We start from the raw sequence: 24434 nt of genomic DNA, 5'->3' as shown, positions 1-24434 counted from the left end.
GAACGTACGACACCCGAAGGCCCTCGGGGCAGCACCGCAGTCATATGCGCGGTGGCGGATGTAAGTACAGCGTATCGAAGGAAGGTTCTCTCGCGACATAGGGCGCACAGGAGGCGCACGATGCGTGTCGCGGGCTTCGACCGGGTTGGACCCGCTTCGGCCGCACTTTTGTCGTCGTACGAGGTGAGTTGCCGGGTTCCGGAGGGCCCGGGAGCGCCGTCACGGCACTCGGGGAACCTCCGGAACCCGACTCACGGTCGCTCGGTCAGACCAGGCCGAGGCGCACCGCGGCGGCTTCGGCGTCCACCGGAACGGTGACCGGCTGCGGAGCGCCGGCGACAGCCCAGTCGGGGTCCTTGAGGCCGTTGCCCGTCACGGTGCACACGATCTTCTGCCCCGGGTCCACCAGGCCCAGCTCGGCGGCCTTGAGCAGCCCGGCCACGGACGCGGCCGAGGCGGGCTCGACGAAGACGCCCTCCTGAGCGGCCAACAGCCGGTAGGCGGCGAGGATCTGGCGGTCCGTCACCTCGTCGATGAAGCCGCCCGACTCGTCCCGCGCCTGCAGCGCGTAGTCCCAGGAGGCCGGGTTGCCGATGCGGATCGCGGTGGCGACGGTGTGCGGCTCCTTGACCACCTCGCCGCGCACGATGGGCGCGGAACCGGAGGCCTGGAAACCCCACACACGGGGCGTACGGGAGGCCAGGCCGTCGGCCTTGTACTCCTTGAACCCCCTCCAGTACGCGGTGATGTTGCCCGCGTTGCCCACCGGCAGCACGTGCACGTCCGGTGCGTCGCCGAGCGCGTCGACGATCTCGAACGCGGCCGTCTTCTGGCCCTCGATCCGCACCGGGTTGACGGAATTGACCAGCGCCACCGGGTAGTTGTCGGACAGCGCGCGGGCGAGGTCCAGGCAGTCGTCGAAGTTTCCGTCCACCTGGAGGATCTTGGCGCCGTGCACGAGGGCCTGGCCCATCTTGCCCAGCGCGATCTTGCCGCGGGGCACCAGCACCGCGCAGACCATCCCGGCGCGCACCGCGTAGGCGGCGGCGGACGCCGAAGTGTTGCCGGTGGAGGCGCAGATGACGGCCTTCGCGCCCTCCTCCTTGGCCCTGGTGATCGCCATGGTCATGCCGCGGTCTTTGAAGGACCCGGTGGGGTTCGCCCCCTCGACCTTCAGGTGCACCTCGCAGCCGGTGCGCTCGGACAGCACCTGCGCGGGGACGAGGGGAGTGCCACCCTCGCGGAGCGTGACCACCGGAGTCGTTTCCGTCACCGGCAGGCGGTCCCGGTACTCCTCGATGATCCCGCGCCACTGGTGGGTGCGATTGCTGCTCATGGGTCCTTACTCCCCTTCAACACGCATGATGCTGGCGACACCGCGGACGGTGTCCAGCTTCCGCAGCGCCTCGACGGTCCCGGAGAGGGCGGCGTCTGCGGCGCGGTGGGTGACGACGACGAGGGAGGCCTCCTTGCCGACCCCGTCTGGACGACCCTGCTGCCGGACGGTGTCGATGGACACACCGTGCTCCGCGAACGTCGTCGCCACCTGGGCGAGGACGCCCGGCTTGTCGGCCACATCGAGGCTGATGTGGTAGCGGGTGACGACGTCGCCCATGGGGCTGACCGGCAGCTGGGTGTACGCCGACTCGCCGGGCCCCGTTGCCTCGGCGAGCTTGTTGCGGGCGACGGCGACGAGGTCGCCGAGGACCGCGGACGCGGTCGGGGCGCCGCCCGCACCGGGCCCGTAGAACATCAGCCGCCCGGCGGCGTCCGCCTCGACGAAGACGGCGTTGTACGCCTCACGGACGGAGGCGAGCGGGTGGCTGAGCGGGATCATCGCCGGGTGGACGCGGGCGGTCACGGACTCGCCGTCCGCGGCGCGCTCGAGGATGGCGAGGAGCTTGATGGTGCAGCCCATCCGCTTGGCGGAGGCGAAGTCGGCGGCGCTGACCTCCGTCATGCCCTCCCGGTACACGTCGTCCAGGCGGACGCGGGTGTGGAAGGCGATGCCGGCCAGGATCGCGGCCTTGGCGGCGGCGTCGTAGCCCTCGACGTCGGCGGTCGGGTCGGCCTCGGCGTACCCGAGGGCGGTGGCCTCGTCGAGCGCCTCCTGGTAGCCGGCGCCGGTCGAGTCCATCTTGTCGAGGATGAAGTTCGTCGTGCCGTTGACGATGCCCATCACGCGGTTGATCTTGTCGCCGGCGAGGGACTCGCGCAGCGGGCGGATCAGCGGGATGGCGCCGGCGACGGCGGCCTCGTAGTAGAGGTCGAGTCCGGCCTGCTCGGCGGCGGCGTGCAGCGCGGCGCCGTCCTGGGCGAGGAGCGCCTTGTTCGCGGAGACCACCGAGATGCCGTTCTCGAAGGCGGTGGTGATCAGGGTGCGGGCCGGCTCGATGCCGCCGATGACCTCGATCGCGATGTCGATGTCACCGCGTTTGAGGAGGGCGGTCGCATCAGTGGTGATCAGCGCGGGATCGATGCCCTCACGCACCTTGGAGGGGCGGCGCACGGCCACGCCGGCGAGCTCGACGGGCGCGCCGATCCTCTGCGTGAGGTCGTCGGCGTGCGTCGTCATGATGCGAGCCACCTCTGAGCCGACCACTCCACAGCCCAGCAGCGCCACCTTCAGCGGACGCGTACGCATCATTCGACCTACGCCTTTCGATCTTCCATCATTACCCCGCGCACCGTTTGCACGCAGGGTCTGAACCAGTCTCACCCAATGGACAGCACTTTCCATCTTCGGTCCATTGGCTGAGACACCTATTTCATTATCCGACGTCGAGTCGCAGGAGATCTTCCTCCGTCTCGCGGCGAACGATCACTCGCGCCTGTCCGTCACGCACGGCGACGACGGGCGGGCGGAGCGCGTGGTTGTAGTTGCTGGCCATGGAACGGCAGTACGCGCCGGTCGCGGGCACGGCGAGGAGGTCGCCGGGCGCCAGGTCGGCCGGCAGGAACGCGTCCTTCACGACGATGTCACCGCTCTCGCAGTGCTTGCCGACGACGCGCACGAGCATCGGCTCGGCGTCGGAGGTACGGGAGACGAGCGCGATGGAGTATTCGGCGTCGTAGAGGGCCGTACGGATGTTGTCGGACATCCCGCCGTCGACACTGACGTACGTACGGAGCCCTTCGAGCGGCTTGATCGTCCCCACCTCGTACAGCGTGAAGGCGGTCGGGCCGACGATGGCGCGGCCGGGCTCGACGGAGATGCGGGGGGCGCGCAGACCGGCGCTCTCGCATTCACGGGCCACGATCTCCGTGAGCGCCTTGGCGATCTCGTGCGGCTCGCGGGGGTCGTCGTTCGACGTGTAGGCGATGCCCAGACCGCCGCCGAGGTCGATCTCGGGCAGTTCGACGCCGTGCTCGTCGCGGACGGCGGCGAGCAGCCGCACGACGCGCTTGGCGGAGACCTCGAAGCCGGCCATGTCGAAGATCTGCGAGCCGATGTGGGAGTGGACGCCCAGCAGCTCCAGCGAGTCGTGCCCGAGGGCGCGGCGCACGGCCTCGGCGGCGGACCCGTCGGCCACGGCGATCCCGAACTTCTGGTCCTCGTGGGCGGTGGCGATGAACTCGTGCGTGTGCGCCTCGACGCCGACGGTCACGCGGATCTGCACGGGCTGGCGTACGCCGAGTTCGCGGGCGATGTGCGCGACGCGGGCGATCTCCTGGAAGGAGTCGAGGACGATCCGTCCGACACCGGCCCCGACGGCCCGGCGGATCTCGCCCTCGGACTTGTTGTTGCCGTGGAAGGCGATCCGGTCGGCGGGCATCCCGGCGGCGAGGGCGGTCGACAGCTCTCCCCCCGAGCACACGTCGACGTTGAGGCCTTCTTCCTTCAGCCACTTCACGACGGCCTTGGAGAGGAACGCCTTCCCGGCGTAGAAGACGTCGGCGTCCTTGCCGAAGGCGGTCGCCCAGGCCCGGCAGCGGGCCCGGAAGTCGTCCTCGTCGAGGAAGTACGCGGGCGTCCCGAACTCCTCGGCCAGCCTGGTGACTTCGATGCCGCCGACGGAGACGACGCCGTCGTCCTCGCGCCGGACGGTGCGGGCCCAGACCTTCTCGTCGAGCGCGTTCAGGTCGGCGGGCGGCGGGGAGTAGTGCCCTTCGGGCAGGACGTCGGCGTGGCGGGGCCCGGCGGGGTGGGCGGAGCGGCTCATCGGTTTCTCTCTTCGCGGGTCATAGGCGTTCGGGTGCGTCCATGCCGAGCAGGGCCAGGCCGCCGGCCAGCACCGTCCCGGCGGCTTCGGCGAGTGCCAGCCGGGCGCGGTGGGCGGCCGAGGGTTTCTCGTCCCCCTGGGGCAGTACGCCGTACTGGAAGTCGAGCAGTGCGTCGGCCAGCTCGACGAGGTGCCGGGTGAGCCGCTCGGGCGCGCGGTGGTGCGCGGCGGCCTCCAGGACGAGGGGGTGGTCGGCGAGGAGGCGCAGCAGGGCGGGGGCGTCGTCCACCTCGCCCGCCTCCGGGTGGAAGCCCAGCTGTGCGGCGTTGCGTACGAGGGCCCGGCTGCGCGCGTGGGCGTACCGCACCCGGAAGAACTCCCCGGCCTCGCCCTGTACGAGGAGCTGCTCGTCGGAGAAGGAAGGGGTCTCCCGGGCGGGGGTGGCGAGCATCGCCCAGCAGGCGGCGTCGGCCCCGTAGCGGGCGACGACGTCGCCGTCGCGCTTGGCGACGGGGGCGACGGGCAGGTGCACGGGTTCGGTGGCGCCCTGGAGGCGCAGGAGCCGCAGCACGCTCCGGCGGACGACGCGCTCGCGCAGCCCGAGCCCGCTCTCGTCGGCGGGGACGGCAGGGGCGGCAGCCCGGCGGACGTCCCGGATGGCGGTGTACCGGGCGTTCGCGTCCGCCACGAGGGCGGGCGCGGAGGGGGCGGGCAGCACGAAGTTGAGGAATCCTGCTCCGGTGACCTCGACCTGCTCGATGCCCGGCTCGGCGCCGAGCCGGCGGGCCAGTACGCCGGCCACGTCGCGGGGCGGGCGTCCGGCGGCCTTGGCGACCTGGAAGGCCACGGGGGTGGCGTAGTCCCCCACCCCGCCGGGCCGGGTCCGTTCGACGACGACCCGCTCGGGCACGGCCGCACCGGCGGCCAGCTCCCCGTCCGCGACGGCGCAGCGCACGGCGCGTACGACGCAACGGGAGAGGTCTGCGGGGGTCACGGGACCAGCCTAGGGGAGACGCCCGGTCATCCCGCGATGGGTTTCGCCATGTGAACAGCGGCCCGACCCGGCCCGGGCTCAGCCCCGGCCCCTCCCCGCGGGAGCGCCCTTCCTCCCGTCGCGCCGGTCCCTGCGCTCGATGAGCCGGCGGACGACGCGTACGAGCTCGGTGGGCTCGAAGGGCTTGGCGAGGAAGGCGTCGACACCGGCCGCGATCCCGGCCTCGACCTCATGCTGCGAACAGGCGCTGACGATGGCGACGGGCACGTCGCGGGTCCGCGGATCGGCCCGCAGCTGCGCGGCGGCCCCGAAGCCGTCCAACCGCGGCATGACCACATCGAGGGTGATCACGTCGGGACACACCCGGTGCACCACGTCCAGAGCCTCGGCACCATCGTTCGCGGTCACGACCTCGAAGCCCTCCAGCTCGAGATTGACCTTGATCAGCTGCCGGATGACCTTGTTGTCGTCGACAACGAGGACCCGGCCCGAGACGCCTGACACAACTCGAGAGTAGGTCCGCCCGGGCCCCCGCGTCCGGGTTTTTGCCACTTCCACCCCGTGCGGGCGACCCACTCCCCCGTCCCCCACAAAACGGTTCCTGATCACCCCGTGGAAGCTGGTAGTGTTCAACCCGTCGCCGCACCACAAGCGACACGCCCCCGTAGCTCAGGGGATAGAGCAACGGCCTCCGGAGCCGTGTGCGCAGGTTCGAATCCTGCCGGGGGCACTCCAGCTAGAACAGCACCGCAAGGGCGCTGACCTGCTGAAGTGCCAAGCATGAAGACCTGGACCCAGTCCCACTGAGTCCAGGTCTTTGTCGTTGTTACGCACTGATCGCGATAGACCTGCGATAGAGCAGCTGGAACCAGTGACGGCCGATCAACGAGCACCTAACGTGTCGCCATGGCACCGCAACATGACAACCCAGCTGCGCGACTTCGAGACGTGCTGCTCGCCGTACACGCCAGGTTCCCCGGCCAGCGAGACCAAGAACAGGTCCTCGCATGGACCGCGTTCGCCCAAACACTTGAGGTGGGCGAGAACACCGCGGACGGCGTACACGCCATCGCCAGCGTGATTCAGCTCCCCAGCCAAATCATCGCGGCGGTACGTGCCCTGGGCGAGGAGCAAGACGAGGAGGAGCACCTTCTCCACGGCCTCGACCTACTGGAAAGAGCGGTGGCTGGAGTTGCCGCACGCAAGCCGCTTTACCAGGTGTTCTTCGAGATCGTCCCTGGTGGGCACATCCCCCAGAGCGCGGCCATGCACGGGCTACTCTCCGTTAGTCGCACATTGCATCGCGCCAGCCCGGTTCAGTTCTTCTCTGAGGACGACCTCGCACGGCTCGAAAGCCTGATCACCGAGATGATGAGCGAGGTCGGCACGGCTGCGCTCCCCGGACAGCTTCGAATCCTGCTCCTGTCTCACCTGCACGCCATGCTGCAGGCAGTGCACGTCGCCCGAGTGACAGGCCGCGAGGACATTGAGGCGACATTCGATGCTCTATTCGGATCTGTCATCCGAAGGCCCGAGCACGTCGAGTCGATGCGCGAAGCAGGATTTGTCGACAGATTCCGCGATTGGATCAATTCCGTCAATGGAATGATCAGCATCGGCACCGGCGCTTTCGGGCTCGGCCAACAGGTCATGCGGATGCTCGGTTGAGCGGCTAGAACTCCCAATCCAGCTCCGCCTCAATCTTCGAGTTCATAGCTGCTTCCTGTCCGTAGATGCACCCTTCATAGACACGATGGATCACCTCAGGTGAGTTACCCACCCGACGGGCGACTTCGGCAACCGGAACTCCAGCGTTCAGCCAGGTCGTGATGCAGGTGTGCCTGAGGTCGTACGGCCGGCCCCCGAGGATGGATTCCTGGAGGTCCGGCGGGAGTGCGTACTCGCGGGCGTCCTTCCAGACCCGCCAGTACGTGCTACTGCCGACCAGTCCGAGACGCTCGTTGGTGAACAGCCTGCCGTCCGTGGCGGTGCCGAACTCGCGCAGGTGGTCACGGAGCATGGCGACCAGCGGCGGGGGAATCGGGACCGGGCGGTCTTCCTTGGCTTCGCGGGACTTCAGGCCTCGCTTGTCGTGACGCTCGCCGCTGTCGGTCCACTGCTTCCCGGAGACGGGATTCGTGTCGCGAAGGGTGAGTGTCCCCCACCCTGTCTCGGGCAAGTGGCAGTCCCGACTCTTCAGGCCCACAGCCTCGCTCGGGCGGAGCGCTGCGAAGTACATGACAGCGAAGAAGGCGACCAGACGGCGCCCCTTCTTGCGGTCCCATGTCCCGACGTAGGAGACCGCGGCCAGGAGCTGAGCGGCCTGCGTCTTGTTCACGAGAACCCGCGGATCCACGCGATCCGATGCCGAGGTCTTCACCTTCTTGAGCGCCACAAGGGGGTTCTCCATCAGTAGCTTCCGCTCGATGGCGTACTCCACCGCCGTGTTCAGAGCTCGGCGACGGCGGCGTGCAGTCTCACCTGCGGCCGGCGAGCCATCCAGCTTGAACGAGAGGCGGTAGTGGACGTCTCGCAAGATCTTCGGGTCTTCGAGGGCCGATACGAGGAGCGCCCGTTCTGACAGCCATCGGTGAGCGTCATCGAGTTCGGCCGGCGGCTCCAGCTCGGCGTTTGCCGGGACAACAGCCCAGCGAAGAGCGAGGCGTAGTTCCTCCACCTTGGGCATCTGCTTGCCCTGTTCGACCATGGCCAGGGTGACAGCCGCGAGTCCGTCCGCGATGCCCTCACGGGTCTTGGCAGCGGCTGTGGGCCAGCGCATGGCCATGTACTCGCGGCAGAACGTGAACCAGGACAGTTCCTCGCGGGCATCTGCGGGCTCTGCGGCCTGCGCGGCGGCTCGGACTTCCGACTCAGGAAGGCCGTCCTTGATACGGAAGGCCTCGCCGCGCTTCATCGCCAACCACAGTTCGGACCGGCGGCTCCCAGCAAGCGCCACGGTCGCAAACGTCTTGCTACTGACCTTGCCTCCGACGATCCAGCGGAGTTGATAGGGGCGGGTCTTGCTCTGAGCCTTGGTCACATTCCAGAGCCGAATGTCGAGGGAAAACCCTTCCGGGCCCGAGCCGTTAGTCTGCTCGGACCCGGAATCAGCGCCGTTCGTCACGCGGTTTCCTCTCGCATCTCCAGCCAACGGGTCAGCTCCGACCGCCGGATGCGCACGGACCCGTTCGGGAGCTTGATGGACTTGGGGCCTTTCTTGCACTGCCGCCAGCGGTAGAACGTGGCTCGCGGAACACCGATTTCTTCGACTACCTGCGGGATGGTCAGCATTTCGTCGCGAGGCTTGGCCACGGCGAGGCTCCTTCGGGGAGACAAGGGGATGAGTTGCGGAGCAGAACCCCCCGGACCGCTGACAGAACTGACAGAACCTGGGTGAAAACGCGCTGACCTGCGAGTTTCAGGCCTGGAGCGGCTCTGACAAAACTCGCGGAAACTCTGACAGAACCTCCGGCGGTGGTCTGCCGGGGTTGGCGGGTGGGTTCTGTCAGAGTTTCCGGAGGTTCTGTCACGACGGCCAGAAGGCATGTTTGCGCAGGTCAGCGCGCTAGGGCGGAGGTTCTGTCAGTTGTGTCGGTCTGACCGGGGTTCTGTCAGGCGTCGCCACGCCCGAGGCGGGGGTGCGCGTCGTACTTCGGGGAGGGAGGCCGGCCGCCGCGTCCGGTGCGCGGGGGCGGGGGCTGCTGACGGAGCCAGCCGTGTTCCTCCAGCAGGGCCAGGGCCGGATCGAGGTCAGCCATGGCGGGAAAGTCTCCGCGGGAGAGCTGCCGGAACAGGTCCCGCTTGGTGAATCCGCTCAGCCTCGCGTCCCGAATGTGGGTGAGGAGCTGGCGCGCTGCTTCCTGCGCCGGGTCGGCGCCCATGGCGTCGAACACGTGCTGCGCGTGGGCAGTGAAGTAGTCCCCGAGACGGCTGGCATCGGCCAGCGTGGCGGCCTCGATCGGTCGGGTCCACCCGCTGTCGGGGTGGGTGGCCAGGTGGAGCAGGCCAGCGATGCGGGCGACCGCGCCGTCTCGCTTGCTCGCCCACTTGACGATTCCCGAGAGTGAGCCGCCCTTTCCAATCCGGGACTCGGTGACCTTCTGGTAGGCGAGCATGACGGCATCGGCGTCGGGGGTGAGGGTGAGTACGGCCGGATCAGTCCAGCCGTTCAGGGCCATGGCCAGCCCTCCGAGCTGCCGGGTGTAGGTGTCGGCCACGTCATCCGGGATCAGCTCCGGGGTGAGGTTGCGGCGGCCGACCAGCGATTCAGGCTGCGCGTACAGGAAGCGGGCCAGCAGGCCACGGCCATCTGCCCCTTTGATCTGCCCGATGGATTCGAGAACTTCGGGCTGAATGGCGAGGCCCATCGTGACTGCAGGGTGTTCGACGTGCTGGGCCTCGCGGCCCTGCCGGTTGACCCTCACCATGTCCCCCGCGTGACCCTTGAGGAAGATCTCCATGTTGGGTGCCCCGCTGTAGCGGCCCGAGATGATTTCGAAGATTCCGCCCTCCGGGGAGAGAACGGAGATCCGGCCTTCCTGCTCGGTGAGCAGGGTGGCGAGGTTCTCGGGCGTCACGTCGTCCGCGACGAGTTGGGGTTTGCAGGGGACCTTGATCTCCTCGGCGGCCTGTGCGAGGGCTACGGCTTCAGCCGTGAGCTGGTCCCGGAGTCCCGGCTCGGCGTTCGCTGCCTTGGCCGCTGCTTTGTCGGCGGCGGCCTTGGCAAGGCGCGCGGTGGTTTCGGCCTCGGCGCGGGCCGGGCCGGAGAGTTCCACGAGTGCCTTCTCTACGGCCATGAGTGGCTCGGTCATCAGGGCGAACACGGCGCTCTTGCGGTTGCCGGGGTCCAGGGCCACAGCGGTGTAGAGGTTGACCGGCTCTCGCCACCGGCCGCGGACGCAGACGGTGGCCCGGCCGCCGGCGGCCGTGGCGATGACTGCCAGGGCCAGGCATCCGGCGAGGTCGGCGGGGGTCTGGGTTTCCTCGGCGACGGCGGCGACCATGGCGGACAGCCACGGCGGGAGGGCGTCCACGGGGAAAGCGGGGAGGTCCCGGCGGCCGGTAAGCGGGACCGGCTCGTCCCAGACCGGCCCGGTCACGTCCTCCGCGGCGAGGGCGTCGAACCCTGCCCACAGGTCGGCGTCCACGGGCTGCGCGGTCATGCCGCATCTCCCGTGGCGTTGCGGGCGCTGCGGTGAATGCCATCGCGGATACTCGCCGCGATGCGAGAAGGAGCGAGTCCCGTCGGTGCGGCAGCTGTGAGCGCGTCGGTTACTTCCGCCTCGGTGAGGGCCCCGGCGGCGATGAGGCGGCCGAGGGCATAGGCCGCGTTGTACAGCGTCGTGTTCTGGGCGCCAGTGACGGCAGCAGCGACCTTGGCAACCTCACCGTTCAGGGCGGCCGCCGCGTACCGGTCGGCCTTTCCGATGCGGGAGCGGAGTACGGCCACGGGGACCGGGGCGGGTGCAGGCGCCGTGATGAGAAGGTCACCGAGCCACGTGGGGAGGGGGGCCGGGGGTGCGTCGTGAATGATCTCGTACGAGCCGGTGCCGACCGTGCTGCCGACCGCGACCACGTACCCGCCCCAGGCTCGCGTGTCGACCTTCCACCCCAACCGTCCTGCGCTGCCACGTAGCTGCTTTTCGGCGGGGGCGGCGAAGTACAGGTGCTGTCCGCCACGGCGGGTGCGCACCGTGAACGTCTCGGTCGGCAGCCGCTTTCCCGCCCGCTCGCAGATCATGGCGAACACGTCCAGGCCGTCGGTCGCTCCAGCCCAGTCCGCGGGCGCGGGTCCCTCGTCGTCCTTGGGGATGTCGAGGTCTACGACCAGCAGGCCGGCGGGGCCGGTGGCGATGCCGACGTTGTACGGGGCGCTCTGCCAGCACGCGGTGATCTGTTCGGCTGCGAGGGTGGCGCGCTGTTCGGGGGTGCGGTGGCCGTCCGTGCAGCGGCCGGTGCGGGGGCAGTTGCGTTCGGGGTGGCCGGCGGGCCGCTTGTCTCCGGGGCGGAGCGGGAAGACGGGCCAGCCGCGCTCGGCGGCGGCCAGAGCGGCGCGCAGCAGCGAAGGGGTGGGGGTTGGTGTCATGCTGGGGGCTCTCCTGTTTCTGCGAAGGGACGGAGAAGCCGGGGCGGTCGCGGTCTTGTGGTGAGAGGCGGCCGCCCCGGGCATAGCTAGAGGTCGGTGAGCGCGGCGGTGGGGATCTCGTAGACGTCGATGACGTCGTTCACGCCGTGCCAGCGACCGGGGGTGTGGTGGATGTAGACCACGTGCAGCGGGATGCCGTCGCGGCCGGTGAAGGCGTAGACGTTGACCGCGTCGGCCTTCTTGGGGCTCTTGCGGGCGCTGCGGATGTGGGACAGAACCGCGATCACGCTGACTCGCTCGGGCCGGTAGCGGCGGCCGTCGACCTGCGTGTGCATCGTGGGGTGCTGCGTGGTGCTCAGGGCGGGACTGGAACTCAAGGTGATCTCTCCTCAGTGGTGGCGAATCCAGAGGGCGTATTCCTGGCGGACGTAGCCGCGGGGGTCTGCGGTACGGGGGCCGTCCGCGTGGTCGATCTCGATGAGCCGCCGGGCCGCTTCGGTGGCGCAGGTCGCGGCGTCGCCGCTGACGGGGTCGTCGTCGGTGAGGGCGATGCGGTCCAGGAGTGCGGCCTTGCGGAGCCAGAACTCGCGGACGTGAATGCCGCGGCGGCAGTCGCGGGTTCCGCGTACGGTCCAGCCGATTTCGCTGATGATGCTCGGCGCGGTGGCGTAGGCCGCCTCGGGCCCGGTCACCAGTCCTTCCCCTCGGCGGTGCGCAGTTCGGGCAGTCCCGCGTCCGTTATGGCCTGCGGGTTGAAGCCGGGGAGGTTGGCGCGGGTGATGAGGGCGTTGGCGAGCTGTTCGGCGTAGGCGGCGCCAGAGCGGGCGACTTCGATCTGTGCTCCGGCGCGCAACGCTTCGACGCGTTCGACGTGCGCGTGGTCTTCGCGGCGGCCGAGGGTGTGCCGCTCGTGCGCGACGGTCTCGCGGCGGTCGGTGCGCCAGTAACGGGCGGCGAGTCCATAGGCGACAGCCGTGGCCAGCGCCCACAGCAGGATCGGGAGGGAGAGGCCGTCGGCGTACCCGGCGACTCCTGCCAGGGCCAGACCGCCGGATGCGGCGAACGCGGTTCCGGCGATGACGCTGCCGCCGGAGTGGTTGCCCGCCGAGAACGCGCCGGCCGTCGCGGCCCCGGTGGCGAGGACGACCATCAAGGCCGCGTTGCCGACGGAGTGTTCGGCGCCGTTCGCGTTCCAGATCCGGCCCAGGATCAGCACGGTCGTGGTGGCCACGGCGGGAGCTGCCTTGGGGGCGAGATCGACGGCCCAGTGCCGGTAGGTGATGGATTCGTTCATCCCTGGCTCCCCAGGTCCGAGACGGCCTTGATGATCGCGGTGGTGAGCTCGTTGATGGGGCCGGAGGCACCGGTGGAGGCGAGGAAGAAGCCGAACATCATGGCGACGAACGCGGAGCCGTAGCCGAGGGTCTTGGAGCGCAGGAGGAAGAACAGGACCAGCCCGAACAGGGCGACGAGCGAGACGGTGATGGCCATGGGGCTATCCCTTCGGGGCGAACGTCTTGCGCGGGGCGGGGTTGGCGTCGCGGTAGGCGCGGAGCCAGAGGTTGTAGAGGTGGCGGCCGACGCGGATGCGCTTGCCGTGACCGTCGCAGCGGCGGCAGTGCTTGCCGCGCTTGAGTCGGCCCTTGCGGTCCGTCTTCATCGCGAAGCCGAAGCCACGGCACTTGCGGCAGGTGCCGAACGGCGATCCCGCACACAGGCTGACGTAACCGAGAGTGACGACGAGCAGACAGGCGCCAGCAAGGAGGATGAGGGCCATCAGGTGCCTTCCGGGCGGGGTTTCCGGTGTTTGCGCAGGTCGGCTGCTAGATGCGAGATCGCTGATGGGGAGCGTTTCGGGGTGCTAGCGGGGGTGCTAGACCTAGCAGCAATGGCCGCTAGGTCTAGCAGCGGTGCGAGTCAGCTCCCGGACCGCTTGCCATCACGGAGGGTGATGGCGGTGGTGATGTCTGCGCGGGCAATGCCGCGGCGGGTGGTGCCCTTGCCGGCGGTGGTGGAGCCCCAGACGTCCTGGGCGGTGATGCCGTGCGGCTTGAGATTCGTGGTGACCGTCTCGGCCTTCCAGCCGCTGTAGACCTCGGGGCGCAGGGCGGCGAGGCGGGCAGCGACCTTCTCGTTCCAGACCTTCTCCTCATCGGCCGGAACGACCTTGAGGATGTCGGCGAGGAGGTCGAAGGAGGCTTCGCCGCTTTCGGGTTCCTGGCCGATGGCGTGGCCGGTGACGTTGCCGTACTCCTCGCGCATCCTGCGGGCGCGGACGACGACCTGTTCGGCGGCCACCGCGTCCACGAACGCGGAGGCCACGATGCGCGGGTCGTCGCCCTCACCGGCCATCCAGCAGATGCCGCGGTCGGTGCGGGAGAACATCGTGGCCCGGTATCCGGCCTTGTACATCGACGTGCCCAGCACCATGTCGTTGGCGGGCTGGCCCATGACCTTCAGGCAGAACCGCAGCACCGCGTTCGCACTGATCCCGGTGGGCAGCGACTTCGCGTCCGGGCGCTGGGTGCCGAACAGGGTCACCATCCCGAGGGCCGGGCCACGCTTGCACAGGTCGGTGCAGATCTCTTCGAGCTCCTTGCCGTACTTCTCGTGCTCGAAGGGGACCTGACACTCATCGAATCCGGCGACGATCGGGTGTAGACCGAGGCTCTTGTCATTGGCCAGCTCGGCAGTCACCTTCGACTCCGGGCAGCGCGAGCGGGGCAGCGACTTGATGACCTTCGCCCGGCGCCGCAGCTCGGCCCGCAGCTCCCGCAGCGATTCGAGGACGTAAAGGATGTCCTCATCCTCATCCCCGGCCCGGTAGCGGTGACAGACGGGCTCCAGCGCGCCGAAGTCGCCGGTGCCCTTGAAGTCGAACGCGTAGAGCTGGGCGCGCGGGTCTAGAGCGGCGATGAGCAGGAACAGGCGCATCAGGAACGTCTTGCCCATACGCGGGATGGACCCGACGACCACGGAGGCGAACATCAGGGTGACGGCGACGTCGGCCATGCGCTGGTCGTTGCCGAAGACAACCGGCTTGAACAGGTCCACCTGCCCGGACTTCAGCAGCGGCCAGGCGGGCTTCTTGGTCTCGTTCATGGGCTTGTCGCCCACCCACAAGACCAGCCGCCCTTCGTGCTCGGTCGGGTCGGCCGAAGGCCACACGGAGCCCACCTTGCGGCGCAGGCCGGAGGCCAGCGGCTTACGGGCCTCCATGATGTCCTCGGGCGTGACGCCCCACGGGAGGTCCAGGTCGGCGCGGTAGCCGGGCCCGTCCCGGGTGATCTCCGAGGTGAACCGCAGGCCGTTCATGTCGCCGCCCTTCTTGATGGCGGCCGACAGCTTCGCGTTGCCGATGTTGTCCAGAGCCCGGAGCACGAGCATCCCGGTCAGCTTCTGGAGTTCAGTCTTGAGGACGGCCGGCCCGATCACCGGCTGATCCTTCGGGGCACCCCAGAAACCCGCGGTGAGGACCGCGGCCGAGGCGAGTACGGCGAGCCAGCCGGGGGCCATGACGTACATGGTCAGCGCGAAGCCCGTACCGAAGATGAGCCCCACCACGGTGACCAGCGTCCGCAGGCGCACCCGGCTGTCCCGCTGCCGCGACAGCTTCAGGTACTCGGCGGTGTTCTCCTTGTAGACCTCATAGGCCCGCAGCGGGGCCGCCTCGGCGTCCCACACCCACCGGTTGGTGTCACGGACCAGCCGAGCCATGCCGCGCGGGGCGAGCATGCCGAGCTGCAGCGCGTACCAGGGGGTGCGGATGCCGTGGAAGGCCGTGGCGTAGAACGCGTTGCTCGCGGCGCGCTGGGTGGTGGAGATGATCCCCGGCTTCGACTTCAGCCAGGTCGGGATGATCGGCAGGCGCTTGTACGTGGTGACGCCCGGGGACGGCAGGTTGGGCGAGTCGACCGGCCTCGGCCGGGGCGACTCGTCCTCGTCGTCGTCCGGGTCGGCCGGCGGAGCTGCCGGGGCGGGGGTCGGGTTGGCGGGGCGCTTGGTGGTGATGTCGAAGACCTCGGCGCCGGGACGCTCGGGCTCCTCGCTCTGGCCGGTGGCGTGGACATCAGACACGGTGGTCTGCTCCCTCATATCGAGTCGGGTGGAAGGGCCCGGACAGCGAGGTGTTCGGGCCCGCCGTGCAGGTCAGGCAGCGCGCTGGTCTTCGGGGTAGGCGCAGGGCACGCACATGCCGAGCGAGGTCGGGATGACGTAGCCCGCGTCCGTGCGGCACTCGGGGCAGGTCCGGCGGGCGGTGTTCGCCTTGGCGAGCGCTGCGGCCTTGCCCGGGGTCATCGGCCGGACCGGCTTGGCCAGGTCGACGCGGTACAGGTAGGCGGTCAGCGGATCCCGCCGGCGGCGGGGGCGCTCCAGTTGGGCCACGACGTCCTGCCCGCCGGGGCGCAGGCCAGCCGCGCGGAGCTGACGGCGGGTGGCCAGCCCGTCCGGGGCGAGCCTCCAGGAGTAGACGGGGATGCCGTGCCCGGCCATCACGCGGCCGGCGCTTCAGCCTCGGCGGCGCGCTCGGCCTTGAGCGTGTCGCGCAACAGACGGCCGTTGGCGGAGGAGGTGCGGACTGCCTTGCGGATGGCCTCGGCCGTCAGCTCGCCATCGGTCCAGTTGGCCGTGACCGACCGGGCCTCATCCAGCAGCTCATCCGAATCGCGCGTCGGTCGGGGCGTGCGGGCCGACTTCGGTACCCGACCGGTCGCCCGGCGCGGAGCCGACTCCGCAGCGGCAACCGACTTCACTGGGGCCGACTGGGGAAGCTCGACCGGCTCGACTACCGCAACCGCTTCGGGCAGTGCCAGCGACTCGATGGCGGGGATCGGGTCGGCCGACTCAAGGGCAGGAAGGTCGGCTGTCACGGTCGGCGCCTCGGGGGTCGACTCGTGCAGGTCAGACCCCAACCGATTTACGGTGATCCCTAGCGTTTCATTCTGGTTTGCGGGAGGGGTGAACATGGCGGCCAGGGCAGCGTCGGCGCCGCTGGTGAGCCTGTCGCGCTGGACGTCCAGGAGTCGGGCGCCCAGCGACGCGTCACCCAACCCGACTTTGCGGGCCAGCCGCCACGACGTCTGATCGGACCACTTCCGAACCAGCGCCCACGGGTGGTTCGCGGCACGAGCGCGGTGGTAGGCCAGGGACCGCACCACGGCGGCCGCCTTGGCTTCTGCCTCGGCGTCGCGGCCGTCCTGGTGGACCACGATCCGCCGGGCGAGGAACGCCATGCCCTCGGCCGCAACGCACATGCCCATCGGGGTCACGGCGTAGATCACGGTGCGGCCCGGGTCATCGGCGGCCATCGCCGCCATGACCGAGGCGGCAGCGGGCAGGGCCCACAAGCCCACCCGGATGATGCGGGGGGAGGACTGGCCGAGCATCGTCAGCCCGAGCAGAACCAGCGCGAGAACCGCGGTCGCACCCTCGCCGGCCGCGACTGCGCCCAGCGCTGTGCCCTTGCCGTAGGCACGGCTGATGTTGCTGTAGGTACCCGCGCCACCGGCGACACCGGTGGCGAGCATGGGCACGAACGCGGCCGTCAGCACGACTTTCTGCACGACAGTCAGTGCCTTGCGGGTCTTCATCACGCCACCTCCCCACAGGTGCCGGGGCGGCCGTCGCGGCGGCCGTTGACCGTCGCCTGTTCGGGGGCGCAGCCGTGGGCTTGGATCCATGGGGTGCCGGTGCGCTTGGCTCGGTACATCTGCTCATCCGCCACCCGCAGCAGCTCGGGCAGGTCCGCCCGGTCCGTACGCGGGTTGAAGCGGACCACGCCGATCGCAGCGCTGATGGTCAGCGAGTGCCCCCCGACGTCTACCGGCTGCTCCAGCCCAGCGGTCAGGCTGGCGAGGGTTTCGGCGAGCTGGTTCTCGCTGTACGCGGGAGCCACGGCGGCGAACTCGTCGCCCCCCAAGCGCCCCACAACGGCCGAGTTGCTGAGCGCCCATTCCCCCAGCCGCTCGCCAACGGCGCGGATGACCGCGTCCCCGGCGGCGTGGCCGAAGGTGTCGTTGATCTGCTTGAACTCGTTGAGGTCGATCAGGCACACCGCCCTCGGCCTGATCGACGACAGCCAGCGCCTGGCAGCCTCGGTGAAACCATCGCGGGTCAACAGCCCGGTGAGCGGGTCACGGCGGGCCGCCGCAATCCGGCGCCGCATCCACAGGCTGTGAACGGACCAGCCGGACGCGAGAGGAAGTGCTGCGGCCAGCGCCGTCATGGTGTGGCTCATGCCGCGTCCCCCATCCGGGCGGAACGGCCGGCGTCACGGGCAGCGGCACGCAGGAACGGAACCGTGCGGGTCAGGGCGTCGGCGTAGAGCGCGTCCCACGCGGCGATCTCGTCGCCACCCTCACCCAGCGCTGCCAGCTCCGCGATGACCTCACGGGCCACCGCCTCGCGGGCCGCACGCTCCTGGGCGGTCTCCGGGGTGAGCGGACCACGGAACAGATCCCGGTCGAGCCCGAGGGGCAGTTCATCGAAGCCGAGCGCCAGTTCTTCGAACTCGGCGGGGTTCACGATCTGGTGATTACCGATGTACGAACGCATGTCGATCTCTCCTGATGAGCGAAGGGAACCGGGGCGCCTCGGTCCGTGGTGAGAGGCAGCGCCCCGGGAGTGAAGCCCGAACTTCGCGGCTCCCCGCACCCCGCCCGTGCATGACGGGCGGGGGAGGCAACCGGCCGCAGCGCTGCGAGCGCTGCGGAAGGGAGAGCCAGCCGTGCGAGCAATGCCCGGCGGTGAAGCCCGGAGATGCATCGCAAGGCGGTTGAGCGGTGACACAAGGGGCGCGGCCAGCCGTACCGGTCCAGTACGGCAAGCGCCCGTAGATGTCGGTGGATCACAGGAGCCTCCAAGCCGGAGGGGTGAGGCTTCACCGGCACGCCGTTGCCACGGCGCTCCAGTCCCGAGCCCTGGGAGTCGGGTGCGTCATCGTCACTGCTCTGACGCCAGCAGGGCGGCGCGTACCGGGTGGCACCCCCTTTGAAGCGGGTGTTCTCCAGAGCCAGAACGCAAGAGAAGGTGTTGCCGCCGACGACAGCCCGTCGCCATGGGGACGGGGGTCACGCCCCGTCTCGTTTCGCTTGGCACGCTGTTGAGTTCTCAAGGAACGAACGCTGCCTTCGTACTCGCCCCCTCGGGCTTTCCTCCGGGCACAAACAGGTGGAGCCCTGCATCACCAAAGCGATACATGCTTGAACATGTACCTCACAGTGGCTCGCTCGGTCCGGGCTGTCAAGCCCTTCGTGATTTCCGAGCCGCTGCGGCGTGCCATCAGAGTGCCGCCGGAGACGGGGACGAAGTCACCACGTCACTGGACGACTTGGGACGTCCTCGATAGCGTTCCGTGGGGCGAGTACGTCCCTGGACGTCCCTGGGGGTGCAGATGGCAAACGAGCGCTTACGGTCCGCCATGCTGTCGAGCGGCGTGACGGTTGACGCCATGGCAGAGCATGTCGGGGTTGACCCGAAGACCGTCGAACGGTGGATCACGCAGGGGCGCGCGCCGTATCGCCGACACCGACTCACCATCGCGGCCCACCTGCGCGAAGACGAGGCGTACCTCTGGCCCGACGGGCTGCCTGACGGCCAGCGAAAGGACGCGGCGGACGCCGAGGTCCTCAAGGTCTACCCGCACCGGTCCTACGTCCCAGCCGATCTCTGGCTACAACTCTTCGGCAGAGCGGAGCGGGAAATCGGCGTCCTGGTCCACGCTGGCGTGTTCCTTGCGGAAAACCCACGCTGGACGCAGCTACTCAAGCTGAAGGCGTCCTCCGGCATCCGCGCCCGGATACTCCTCGGAGACCCGCAGAGCCCAGAAATCCAGCGCCGCGGCCAAGAGGAGGAGATCGGAGAAGGCGTTGCGTACAAGGTCCGCGAAGTACTGAAGCTCTACCGACCGCTCTACCACGTACCCGGTGTCGAGTTCCGTCTGCACCGGTCGACACTTCACAACTCGCTGTACCGGTCCGACGATGAGTGGCTGGTCAACACACAGGTCTATGGTGTCAGCGCTCCCATGGCTCCCGTACTTCACCTGCGGAAGGTGGCCGGGGCCGAGCTCGTTTCCACCTACCAGCAGAGCTTCGAGAAGGTCTGGAGCGAGGCCGTACCCATCGAAAGGCACGCATGAGCCGCACTGACTACTTTAACGATCCCTTCGCCCCACGGGCGAACAGCATCGTGCCAGCGGTAACTGCCTTCGTGGTCAACGACGCAGACGAGATCCTCATGGAACGCCGCTCAGACAATGGACGGTGGGGCATGCCCGGGGGCGTCCAAGAGATCGGCGAGAACATCGCCACTACGGTCGTACGAGAGGTCTCGGAGGAGACTGGCATCACGGTCGAGGTGGTCGGCCTGGTCGGCATCTTCACTGACCCCGGGCACGTGATCGCGTTCTCGGACGGCGAGGTCCGCCAGGAATTCTCTCTCTGTTTCCGGGCACGTCCCGTCGGAGGCAATATCAAGGTCAGCTCGGAATCGCTCGATGTCCGATGGGTCCCACGTGCCGAAGTCAACTCACTCGACATGTCGCCTACGACAAGGCTGCGAGTCGAGGAGGGCTTCCGCGGCTCGCTTACCCCTCGAATCAGCTGACGCTCTCCTGCACAGCCCCGGCCCAACGCCTCTGTACGCGGTCCACGCGGCTCAGCAGCTCGGGTCGGGCAGCGGAAACCGCACGGAACACGACGTGATCAGGCCCATAGCGGTCAAGCACCTCTACCAACCGTTGGCCGGGGTCAACGAGCTGCCCCGTGGGACTGCTGGTCAAGTCGCAGTAGGTGATCGCGTCCACCAGCTCAGGTTCCGCAGGGCCGAACTCCCCAAGAGCCTCGGACAATCCCAGCTCGGCGGCCTCCCACGGAGAAGATGTGTGGAAGGCCACGATGCTGCACAGGCGGGGGTCCGCTCCAACCACGTCACGGAGGTACCGGGCGCCGTCAATCATGTGCTGGCCCGTGGCCACGGCGGCCTGGGCATAGCCGACGTCGTGCGCAATGGCAGCCGCGGCCAGTAGTTCTGCGTCGTCGCCGAGCGCCGGCGCGAGGGTCAACGCTTGGGCGTACACCCGCCGAGAGTGAGCCCACCGGTTCGGGAGACTCTCCGCGAGCAGCGATTCGGCAAGATCATGCGCCCACCTAGCCAGCTTCACAGTGCATGCCCTCCGTGGCCGCATTGATTTAAGAGGTTGGGCTGACGAAGCGCCCAATACCCTGCCTTGCTTCGACGTACCCAGCCGCCTCAAGCTCACGTACAGCGCGACGTACGGTCCCCCTAGCCACACCGTAAGTCTCCGCCAGCTCTGCCTCGCTCGGGAGGCGGGCTCCAGGGGGAAGGACACCATTTTGGATCTGTTCCTGAAGTTCCGTCACGATCCGTTCGTAGGGTGCTAGATGTCGCGCAGCAGCGGCCTGCCAGCCAACGCCCGCCACGGCAACGATCTCGCCCGACTCCTCAAGGGTCCGCAGGGCTCGCCGAACCGTCGTTCGCGCTACGCCAAACTCCCGCCCGATCTCCGATTCGGACGGCAGACCATCACCGTAGGCCCCTCCAGCAATCCGCACACGCAGAGCCTCTGAGATCACGAGGTAGGTCCCGCGCGGACTGGATTCGGACACCCGATTCCCCTTAGGTAGCCAGACAACGACGCCTCAAGCGTCGCATGCGCTTCCGTCTGACGGACTGGACGGCCGCTCGGGGCCACACAGGCACTCGACGAACCAGCCGTGGCGATCCTTGACGAACCTGCTCTACTCGGAAGGCAGAGCCGACAGGATAGCGGTAGGTAGCGAATGCTGCCGAAGGTAGAAATTCATGAAACGTGCCTCTTCTGGATACTCGCGAAGAAGCGACGCAACCAACAGCACGTCCTCAGCCTCCCTCATTCGGGAAACAATCAAAGCGAACATCTCGCCAATGAAAAATCGATTGTGAGTCGCCCCGACGATTAGAATTCTCCGCAGCACCAACCTTCGGATCTCATAGTCGTCACTCGGGGCAACCAGCGCCACCTTACGGAAGAATTTTGCAATATCATCCGTATAGCTAAAAGGGTGACTCCCCTCAGAGAACTGATCGAACATTGAAACGATCTGGCGAAACTCGCGCGGCGCATGCTCTTCTAGGCGACGAAGCGTTTCGACCGAGAGTGCAGGGACGAAATCCTTGTAGAAGACTTCGTCGTCCGCTGATTCAACGAGAAGCCGGGCCAGCGATAGCGTGGCCTCCGAATCTCCTTCCAGCGACTCCGCGTTCAGAACGCGCGCCCTCTCCATCGGCGGCGTGAGGTCAGGCGCGCCAGTGACAAGCAGTTCTAGCTCCTGCCGAAACTCACTCATCGCCTGATATCGATCGAGCGGCTCCTCAGCCACAGACTTGGTAATCAGGTAGCGAAATTTCGCAGGAATCAGCTCACGCCTGAAATATGGAAAAGGGACGACTCCAGTCAGGCAATGATAGAAGATTCTCCCGATGGAGAATACGTCCGCACTCTGAGTCACCTCGTGAGCATCATCGTACTGCTCGGGGGCCATGTAAGCCACGCTACCCACAACAGTTTTGGACTGGGTAATCTTGGCACTATCCGAGTTCACATCCCTGCACAAGCCGAAGTCGGAAACAACCCACCGATCATTCAGATACAGGATGTTGGCCGGCTTCAAATCTCGATGCAACACACCTTCACTGTGCGCAAACTCCACCGCTTCGGAAATGGCAAGAATGATGTCAACGCTTTCCTCCTCGGAAAGCCGTCCGGCAGATATCCGCTGCTCCAGCGACATCTCCGCATACGGCATGGTAAAGAACGGACCATCGGGACTCTTGTAAATCCGCAGAATTGGCATAATGCCGTCATGGCGGAGAGTGGACTGGATTCGGACTTCCCGCTCGAATCTGATGCGATCCGCACTGCCTTCGCTTGCGTCAACGCTTTCTAGTGGTTTCTTTAGAACAACAACGTCCTGCGCCGCCCCTTCCCGAACAAGCCAGACCTCCCCTTGCCCTCCCGCGCCGATCTTCCTGATCTTGTGCACCCTGACAGCGGCCACGAGGAGTCCCCGTTCTCGCAGTTGGCTTCTTTGCCATGCTATGGATGGCCGCATCGTAGCGGCAGCAGGGGCCGCAGGGCGCCCCTATGCCGAACTAGCCGTAGCCCCCTGGCTAGCCGAGGAGCGCAGCAAGGACGACTCGCATCTGTGGTCGCCCTGCTGCCAAGCAGCGGCGTACTTCCAGCCGTCCACTCCACTGCACCTAGGCGGCACAGTAGTGGGCGGCGCCCCACACGGGGCGCCGCCCACTCGTCCACGCGACTCAGTTGACCGGTGCGAGCACGCCGATCGCTCCGTCGTCGCCCTTATACAACCGGTCCGCCTCGGCCTTCCAGATCAAACAGTTGACCTGGCGCATGTCGATCCGCGCCGCATCCATCCTGCGCGAGAAAACCGGATCTGCGACGATTGATCTAGCGGGTGGGTTCGCTAGATACTCATTCACCGTTGGAATCGTGCGCATAGTTATAGGCAGGCTTTCATACCACGGCAGCCCCCGCGCGTTGCAAGCGCTGCACAGCAGGCCCCGAATGCAATTTTCGCAACCCCGTGCTCGGGTCCCGCAACATGCGTGATCGTGATCGACGTGAAACTCACGCCCACCACCTGGCTCTATCGCCCTACAAATCGCGCAGGCGCCTCCCTGCGCCGCCAACAGTGCACTCAAGAAGGCTGCCGTAGTGCCAAATCTTTGCGCGCGTCCCCGCTGGGACTGGCAAGTACGGCAACGTCTCCGGCGCCCGTTAGCCCCCCGCACTGCAAATTGCCCGAGGGGAAGAACCTGGTCGCAGTCATCACAGATAATTTCACCCCGTTTCCGTATTGCCTCAACTTCGACCAGCGTTCGACGCTTAGCAATCGACCGGATCCCGCCAATTGTCCGCTGCTGCTTGTAATGAGCATTACAAAGCTGCCACGCGTAGACGGCCCGGCTACATTCAGCCACCTCACATAGCCCTCCAGCTCTGCTTCGTAGCGGCGCAAGGGGACGCCCGTTCTTTAGCTGCATGGCATGCCCCCCGCAGTAACCGCGAGTATCACTGAGCCTGTCGCACTCTTCGTAGGCGCACGGTTTTCGAGGTTGCCGAACCGATATCGCCGTAAGCGTTTTTCCCTCTCGCAGTTGCTTCCAATGCGTGTTGCAAAGGCCCTTGGCTGCATGGGGTCGCTCACAGCCTTCAAACGTGCAGGTCTTCAACACCCCTCCGCTCTGGATCACAGGCCCACGTGCTGAGGAAGGCTAACGTCAGCCAGTGACAAAGCTGCCCCGGACTCACCTATGGCCGCTGCGACCGTTGAGCCCCGCCAAGCTGGCAGGATCGAAGGTGTAACACGGCTGTCAGCGCACTGAGGCCGTACGCCCGGTGTCATGCCACCGTGGCCGGCACCCGTCAAGGAATGACACCGTGCCACCCGGCCGGGAAAGCCCAACTTCAGAGTCTGCTCGCCTCCAACGGCGGTAGCCGCGTGCACGGTATGCGATAGAACTCGCTGGCTCACGGGATCCGCCTCGCTAAAATCGCAGCTCAGATGGGGCACTTGGGCGGCCTCAGGCGTGCCCTCCGGAGCCGTGTGCGCAGGTTCGAATCCTGCCGGGGGCACTCCAGCCAGACCAGCGCGATCACGCCGCTGACCTGCTGAAGTGCCAAGCATGAAGGCCCGAACTCAGTCCCACTGAGTCCGGGCCTTTGTCGTTGTTACGCACTGTCCCCGTGTGAGGAGCGTGTGGGCCACGCGTCAGCCGGACGCATCGCTGATCACCCGTCGGGCCCGCTCGTAGAACTGCTCACGCGTCCCGTCCAGCCCGGCGGCATCCGGGCGGGTCGTGAGATTCGACAACGCTTCGGCAGTGCCTGCCGCCCACTCCCCGTACGCATCGAAGACGGCGTTGGCCCGCTGCCTGAGCTCCAGGTCCGGCATGACCTCGATGACGGGCAGGGCGTCGTCATGGTGCCGGCGGACGACGGCGGCGCACTCGTCGTACAGGAGCATGGCGGCCAGGGTGTCGGCCGCCTCCGCGGCCTCGCCGATCTTCGCCCAGCTGTGACCCCTTGACTGTCCTGCACCACCGTCGCGGTTACCGACCCCGTCGTAGTGGTCGTCTGCCTGATTGACGTAACGGACTTCATCAT

General features: G+C 67.7%; 27 protein-coding genes, 1 tRNA gene and 1 pseudogene. 4 read left to right on the top strand and 25 right to left on the bottom strand.

What is annotated here, in order from left to right:
• Window positions 1-265 precede the first annotated feature (265 nt).
• The 5 genes from thrC to ACZ6JS_RS01975 form a co-directional block, all read right to left on the bottom strand.
• The gene (gene thrC, locus ACZ6JS_RS01995) at window positions 266-1336 is read right to left on the bottom strand and encodes a threonine synthase (protein ID WP_469295159.1); all 1071 of its coding nucleotides are present in this window, start codon (window positions 1334-1336) and stop codon (window positions 266-268) included.
• Window positions 1337-1342: 6 nt separating this feature from the next.
• Window positions 1343-2644 carry a homoserine dehydrogenase gene (locus tag ACZ6JS_RS01990; protein ID WP_469295536.1) on the bottom strand — a complete coding sequence of 434 codons (1302 nt, stop codon included), beginning with the start codon at window positions 2642-2644 and terminating at the stop codon, window positions 1343-1345.
• Window positions 2645-2771: 127 nt separating this feature from the next.
• Window positions 2772-4163 (bottom strand): diaminopimelate decarboxylase, encoded by a 1392-nt coding sequence (gene lysA, locus ACZ6JS_RS01985; protein ID WP_469295158.1) that lies wholly within the window; start codon window positions 4161-4163, stop codon window positions 2772-2774.
• 19 nt (window positions 4164-4182) lie between these two features.
• The gene (nrtL, locus tag ACZ6JS_RS01980; RefSeq protein WP_469295157.1) at window positions 4183-5157 is read right to left on the bottom strand and encodes an ArgS-related anticodon-binding protein NrtL; all 975 of its coding nucleotides are present in this window, start codon (window positions 5155-5157) and stop codon (window positions 4183-4185) included.
• A gap of 78 nt (window positions 5158-5235) precedes the next feature.
• Complete coding sequence (locus ACZ6JS_RS01975) at window positions 5236-5733, bottom strand: response regulator (protein ID WP_469295156.1); 498 nt, start codon at window positions 5731-5733, stop codon at window positions 5236-5238.
• A gap of 82 nt (window positions 5734-5815) precedes the next feature.
• On the opposite strand from ACZ6JS_RS01975, the gene ACZ6JS_RS01970 reads away from it, so the two are divergent.
• Window positions 5816-5887: transfer RNA gene (locus ACZ6JS_RS01970), tRNA-Arg, on the top strand.
• 176 nt (window positions 5888-6063) lie between these two features.
• Window positions 6064-6825: a hypothetical protein gene (locus ACZ6JS_RS01965; RefSeq protein ID WP_469295155.1), complete on the top strand. Its 762-nt coding sequence runs from the start codon at window positions 6064-6066 to the stop codon at window positions 6823-6825.
• 4 nt (window positions 6826-6829) lie between these two features.
• Here ACZ6JS_RS01965 and ACZ6JS_RS01960 read toward each other — a convergent pair whose 3' ends face one another.
• From ACZ6JS_RS01960 to ACZ6JS_RS01895, 14 genes are all read right to left on the bottom strand, one after another.
• Window positions 6830-8281, bottom strand: coding sequence for a tyrosine-type recombinase/integrase (locus ACZ6JS_RS01960; protein WP_469295153.1), 1452 nt, complete (start codon window positions 8279-8281; stop codon window positions 6830-6832).
• Window positions 8278-8448: a helix-turn-helix transcriptional regulator gene (locus ACZ6JS_RS01955; protein ID WP_007266569.1), complete on the bottom strand. Its 171-nt coding sequence runs from the start codon at window positions 8446-8448 to the stop codon at window positions 8278-8280. Before ACZ6JS_RS01955 ends, ACZ6JS_RS01960 begins: the two co-directional genes overlap by 4 nt.
• Window positions 8449-8768: 320 nt before the next feature.
• The gene (locus ACZ6JS_RS01950) at window positions 8769-10319 is read right to left on the bottom strand and encodes a YfjI family protein (protein WP_469295151.1); all 1551 of its coding nucleotides are present in this window, start codon (window positions 10317-10319) and stop codon (window positions 8769-8771) included.
• Window positions 10316-11242, bottom strand: coding sequence for a bifunctional DNA primase/polymerase (locus ACZ6JS_RS01945; RefSeq protein ID WP_469295150.1), 927 nt, complete (start codon window positions 11240-11242; stop codon window positions 10316-10318). Before ACZ6JS_RS01945 ends, ACZ6JS_RS01950 begins: the two co-directional genes overlap by 4 nt.
• Window positions 11243-11328: 86 nt before the next feature.
• Window positions 11329-11619 carry a hypothetical protein gene (locus ACZ6JS_RS01940; protein ID WP_469287304.1) on the bottom strand — a complete coding sequence of 97 codons (291 nt, stop codon included), beginning with the start codon at window positions 11617-11619 and terminating at the stop codon, window positions 11329-11331.
• Between the two features lie 12 nt (window positions 11620-11631).
• Entirely contained in the window at window positions 11632-11934 is a 303-nt protein-coding gene (locus tag ACZ6JS_RS01935) for a hypothetical protein (RefSeq protein WP_469295149.1), read from the bottom strand.
• Complete coding sequence (locus ACZ6JS_RS01930; RefSeq protein ID WP_469295147.1) at window positions 11931-12536, bottom strand: hypothetical protein; 606 nt, start codon at window positions 12534-12536, stop codon at window positions 11931-11933. Before ACZ6JS_RS01930 ends, ACZ6JS_RS01935 begins: the two co-directional genes overlap by 4 nt.
• Complete coding sequence (locus tag ACZ6JS_RS01925; RefSeq protein WP_030717854.1) at window positions 12533-12733, bottom strand: hypothetical protein; 201 nt, start codon at window positions 12731-12733, stop codon at window positions 12533-12535. Before ACZ6JS_RS01925 ends, ACZ6JS_RS01930 begins: the two co-directional genes overlap by 4 nt.
• Before the next feature lie 4 nt (window positions 12734-12737).
• Window positions 12738-13019 (bottom strand): hypothetical protein, encoded by a 282-nt coding sequence (locus ACZ6JS_RS01920; RefSeq protein WP_469295146.1) that lies wholly within the window; start codon window positions 13017-13019, stop codon window positions 12738-12740.
• A 140-nt stretch (window positions 13020-13159) separates the two neighbouring features.
• Complete coding sequence (locus ACZ6JS_RS01915; protein WP_469295144.1) at window positions 13160-15337, bottom strand: cell division protein FtsK; 2178 nt, start codon at window positions 15335-15337, stop codon at window positions 13160-13162.
• Window positions 15338-15391: 54 nt separating this feature from the next.
• Complete coding sequence (locus ACZ6JS_RS01910; protein ID WP_469295535.1) at window positions 15392-15736, bottom strand: RRQRL motif-containing zinc-binding protein; 345 nt, start codon at window positions 15734-15736, stop codon at window positions 15392-15394.
• On the bottom strand, window positions 15736-16833 hold the full coding sequence (locus ACZ6JS_RS01905; protein ID WP_469295143.1) for a conjugal transfer protein: 1098 nt from the start codon (window positions 16831-16833) through the stop codon (window positions 15736-15738). The genes ACZ6JS_RS01910 and ACZ6JS_RS01905 overlap by 1 nt, the downstream gene beginning before the upstream one ends.
• Window positions 16833-17480 carry a GGDEF domain-containing protein gene (locus ACZ6JS_RS01900; protein ID WP_469295142.1) on the bottom strand — a complete coding sequence of 216 codons (648 nt, stop codon included), beginning with the start codon at window positions 17478-17480 and terminating at the stop codon, window positions 16833-16835. Before ACZ6JS_RS01900 ends, ACZ6JS_RS01905 begins: the two co-directional genes overlap by 1 nt.
• Window positions 17477-17797 (bottom strand): hypothetical protein, encoded by a 321-nt coding sequence (locus ACZ6JS_RS01895; RefSeq protein ID WP_469295140.1) that lies wholly within the window; start codon window positions 17795-17797, stop codon window positions 17477-17479. Before ACZ6JS_RS01895 ends, ACZ6JS_RS01900 begins: the two co-directional genes overlap by 4 nt.
• Before the next feature lie 895 nt (window positions 17798-18692).
• On the opposite strand from ACZ6JS_RS01895, the gene ACZ6JS_RS01890 reads away from it, so the two are divergent.
• Window positions 18693-19382: an XRE family transcriptional regulator gene (locus tag ACZ6JS_RS01890; protein ID WP_469295139.1), complete on the top strand. Its 690-nt coding sequence runs from the start codon at window positions 18693-18695 to the stop codon at window positions 19380-19382.
• Entirely contained in the window at window positions 19379-19849 is a 471-nt protein-coding gene (locus ACZ6JS_RS01885) for an NUDIX domain-containing protein (RefSeq protein WP_469295137.1), read from the top strand. Before ACZ6JS_RS01890 ends, ACZ6JS_RS01885 begins: the two co-directional genes overlap by 4 nt.
• On the opposite strand, the gene ACZ6JS_RS01880 is transcribed toward ACZ6JS_RS01885, so the two are convergent.
• The 6 genes and pseudogenes from ACZ6JS_RS01880 to ACZ6JS_RS01855 form a co-directional block, all read right to left on the bottom strand.
• Window positions 19842-20429, bottom strand: a complete 588-nt coding sequence (locus tag ACZ6JS_RS01880; protein ID WP_469295135.1) for an HD domain-containing protein — start codon at window positions 20427-20429, stop codon at window positions 19842-19844. The two genes, ACZ6JS_RS01885 and ACZ6JS_RS01880, sit on opposite strands and share 8 nt — an antisense overlap.
• Before the next feature lie 4 nt (window positions 20430-20433).
• Window positions 20434-20838, bottom strand: coding sequence for a GntR family transcriptional regulator (locus ACZ6JS_RS01875; RefSeq protein ID WP_469295533.1), 405 nt, complete (start codon window positions 20836-20838; stop codon window positions 20434-20436).
• A 165-nt stretch (window positions 20839-21003) separates the two neighbouring features.
• The gene (locus ACZ6JS_RS01870) at window positions 21004-22302 is read right to left on the bottom strand and encodes a serine/threonine-protein kinase (RefSeq protein WP_469295134.1); all 1299 of its coding nucleotides are present in this window, start codon (window positions 22300-22302) and stop codon (window positions 21004-21006) included.
• A gap of 262 nt (window positions 22303-22564) precedes the next feature.
• Window positions 22565-22747, bottom strand: a complete 183-nt coding sequence (locus tag ACZ6JS_RS01865; RefSeq protein ID WP_469295567.1) for a hypothetical protein — start codon at window positions 22745-22747, stop codon at window positions 22565-22567.
• 63 nt (window positions 22748-22810) lie between these two features.
• A pseudogene (locus ACZ6JS_RS01860) lies at window positions 22811-23311 on the bottom strand (endonuclease domain-containing protein); the annotation flags it as partial.
• Window positions 23312-24039: 728 nt separating this feature from the next.
• Window positions 24040-24294, bottom strand: a complete 255-nt coding sequence (locus ACZ6JS_RS01855) for a hypothetical protein (RefSeq protein WP_469295132.1) — start codon at window positions 24292-24294, stop codon at window positions 24040-24042.
• Window positions 24295-24434: the final 140 nt, after the last annotated feature.

The organism is Streptomyces sp. NPDC046349 (assembly GCF_055587885.1).
The sequence above is the reverse complement of the archived record's forward strand: the minus strand, read 5'-3'. Positions and strand labels throughout refer to the sequence as shown.

Coding starts and splice junctions, on each gene's coding strand:
- ACZ6JS_RS01990 (WP_469295536.1), bottom strand. CDS start 2,644: ATGCGTACGCGTCCGCTGAAGGTGGCGCTGCTGGGCTGTGGAGTGGTC.
- ACZ6JS_RS01905 (WP_469295143.1), bottom strand. CDS start 16,833: ATGAAGACCCGCAAGGCACTGACTGTCGTGCAGAAAGTCGTGCTGACG.
- ACZ6JS_RS01945 (WP_469295150.1), bottom strand. CDS start 11,242: ATGACACCAACCCCCACCCCTTCGCTGCTGCGCGCCGCTCTGGCCGCC.
- ACZ6JS_RS01915 (WP_469295144.1), bottom strand. CDS start 15,337: ATGAGGGAGCAGACCACCGTGTCTGATGTCCACGCCACCGGCCAGAGC.
- ACZ6JS_RS01930 (WP_469295147.1), bottom strand. CDS start 12,536: ATGAACGAATCCATCACCTACCGGCACTGGGCCGTCGATCTCGCCCCC.
- ACZ6JS_RS01925 (WP_030717854.1), bottom strand. CDS start 12,733: ATGGCCATCACCGTCTCGCTCGTCGCCCTGTTCGGGCTGGTCCTGTTC.
- ACZ6JS_RS01920 (WP_469295146.1), bottom strand. CDS start 13,019: ATGGCCCTCATCCTCCTTGCTGGCGCCTGTCTGCTCGTCGTCACTCTC.
- ACZ6JS_RS01955 (WP_007266569.1), bottom strand. CDS start 8,448: ATGCTGACCATCCCGCAGGTAGTCGAAGAAATCGGTGTTCCGCGAGCC.
- lysA (WP_469295158.1), bottom strand. CDS start 4,163: ATGAGCCGCTCCGCCCACCCCGCCGGGCCCCGCCACGCCGACGTCCTG.
- ACZ6JS_RS01900 (WP_469295142.1), bottom strand. CDS start 17,480: ATGAGCCACACCATGACGGCGCTGGCCGCAGCACTTCCTCTCGCGTCC.
- thrC (WP_469295159.1), bottom strand. CDS start 1,336: ATGAGCAGCAATCGCACCCACCAGTGGCGCGGGATCATCGAGGAGTAC.
- ACZ6JS_RS01910 (WP_469295535.1), bottom strand. CDS start 15,736: ATGGCCGGGCACGGCATCCCCGTCTACTCCTGGAGGCTCGCCCCGGAC.
- ACZ6JS_RS01855 (WP_469295132.1), bottom strand. CDS start 24,294: ATGCTCCTGTACGACGAGTGCGCCGCCGTCGTCCGCCGGCACCATGAC.
- ACZ6JS_RS01885 (WP_469295137.1), top strand. CDS start 19,379: ATGAGCCGCACTGACTACTTTAACGATCCCTTCGCCCCACGGGCGAAC.
- ACZ6JS_RS01890 (WP_469295139.1), top strand. CDS start 18,693: ATGGCAGAGCATGTCGGGGTTGACCCGAAGACCGTCGAACGGTGGATC.
- ACZ6JS_RS01880 (WP_469295135.1), bottom strand. CDS start 20,429: ATGCGGCCACGGAGGGCATGCACTGTGAAGCTGGCTAGGTGGGCGCAT.
- ACZ6JS_RS01950 (WP_469295151.1), bottom strand. CDS start 10,319: ATGACCGCGCAGCCCGTGGACGCCGACCTGTGGGCAGGGTTCGACGCC.
- ACZ6JS_RS01965 (WP_469295155.1), top strand. CDS start 6,064: ATGGCACCGCAACATGACAACCCAGCTGCGCGACTTCGAGACGTGCTG.
- ACZ6JS_RS01895 (WP_469295140.1), bottom strand. CDS start 17,797: ATGCGTTCGTACATCGGTAATCACCAGATCGTGAACCCCGCCGAGTTC.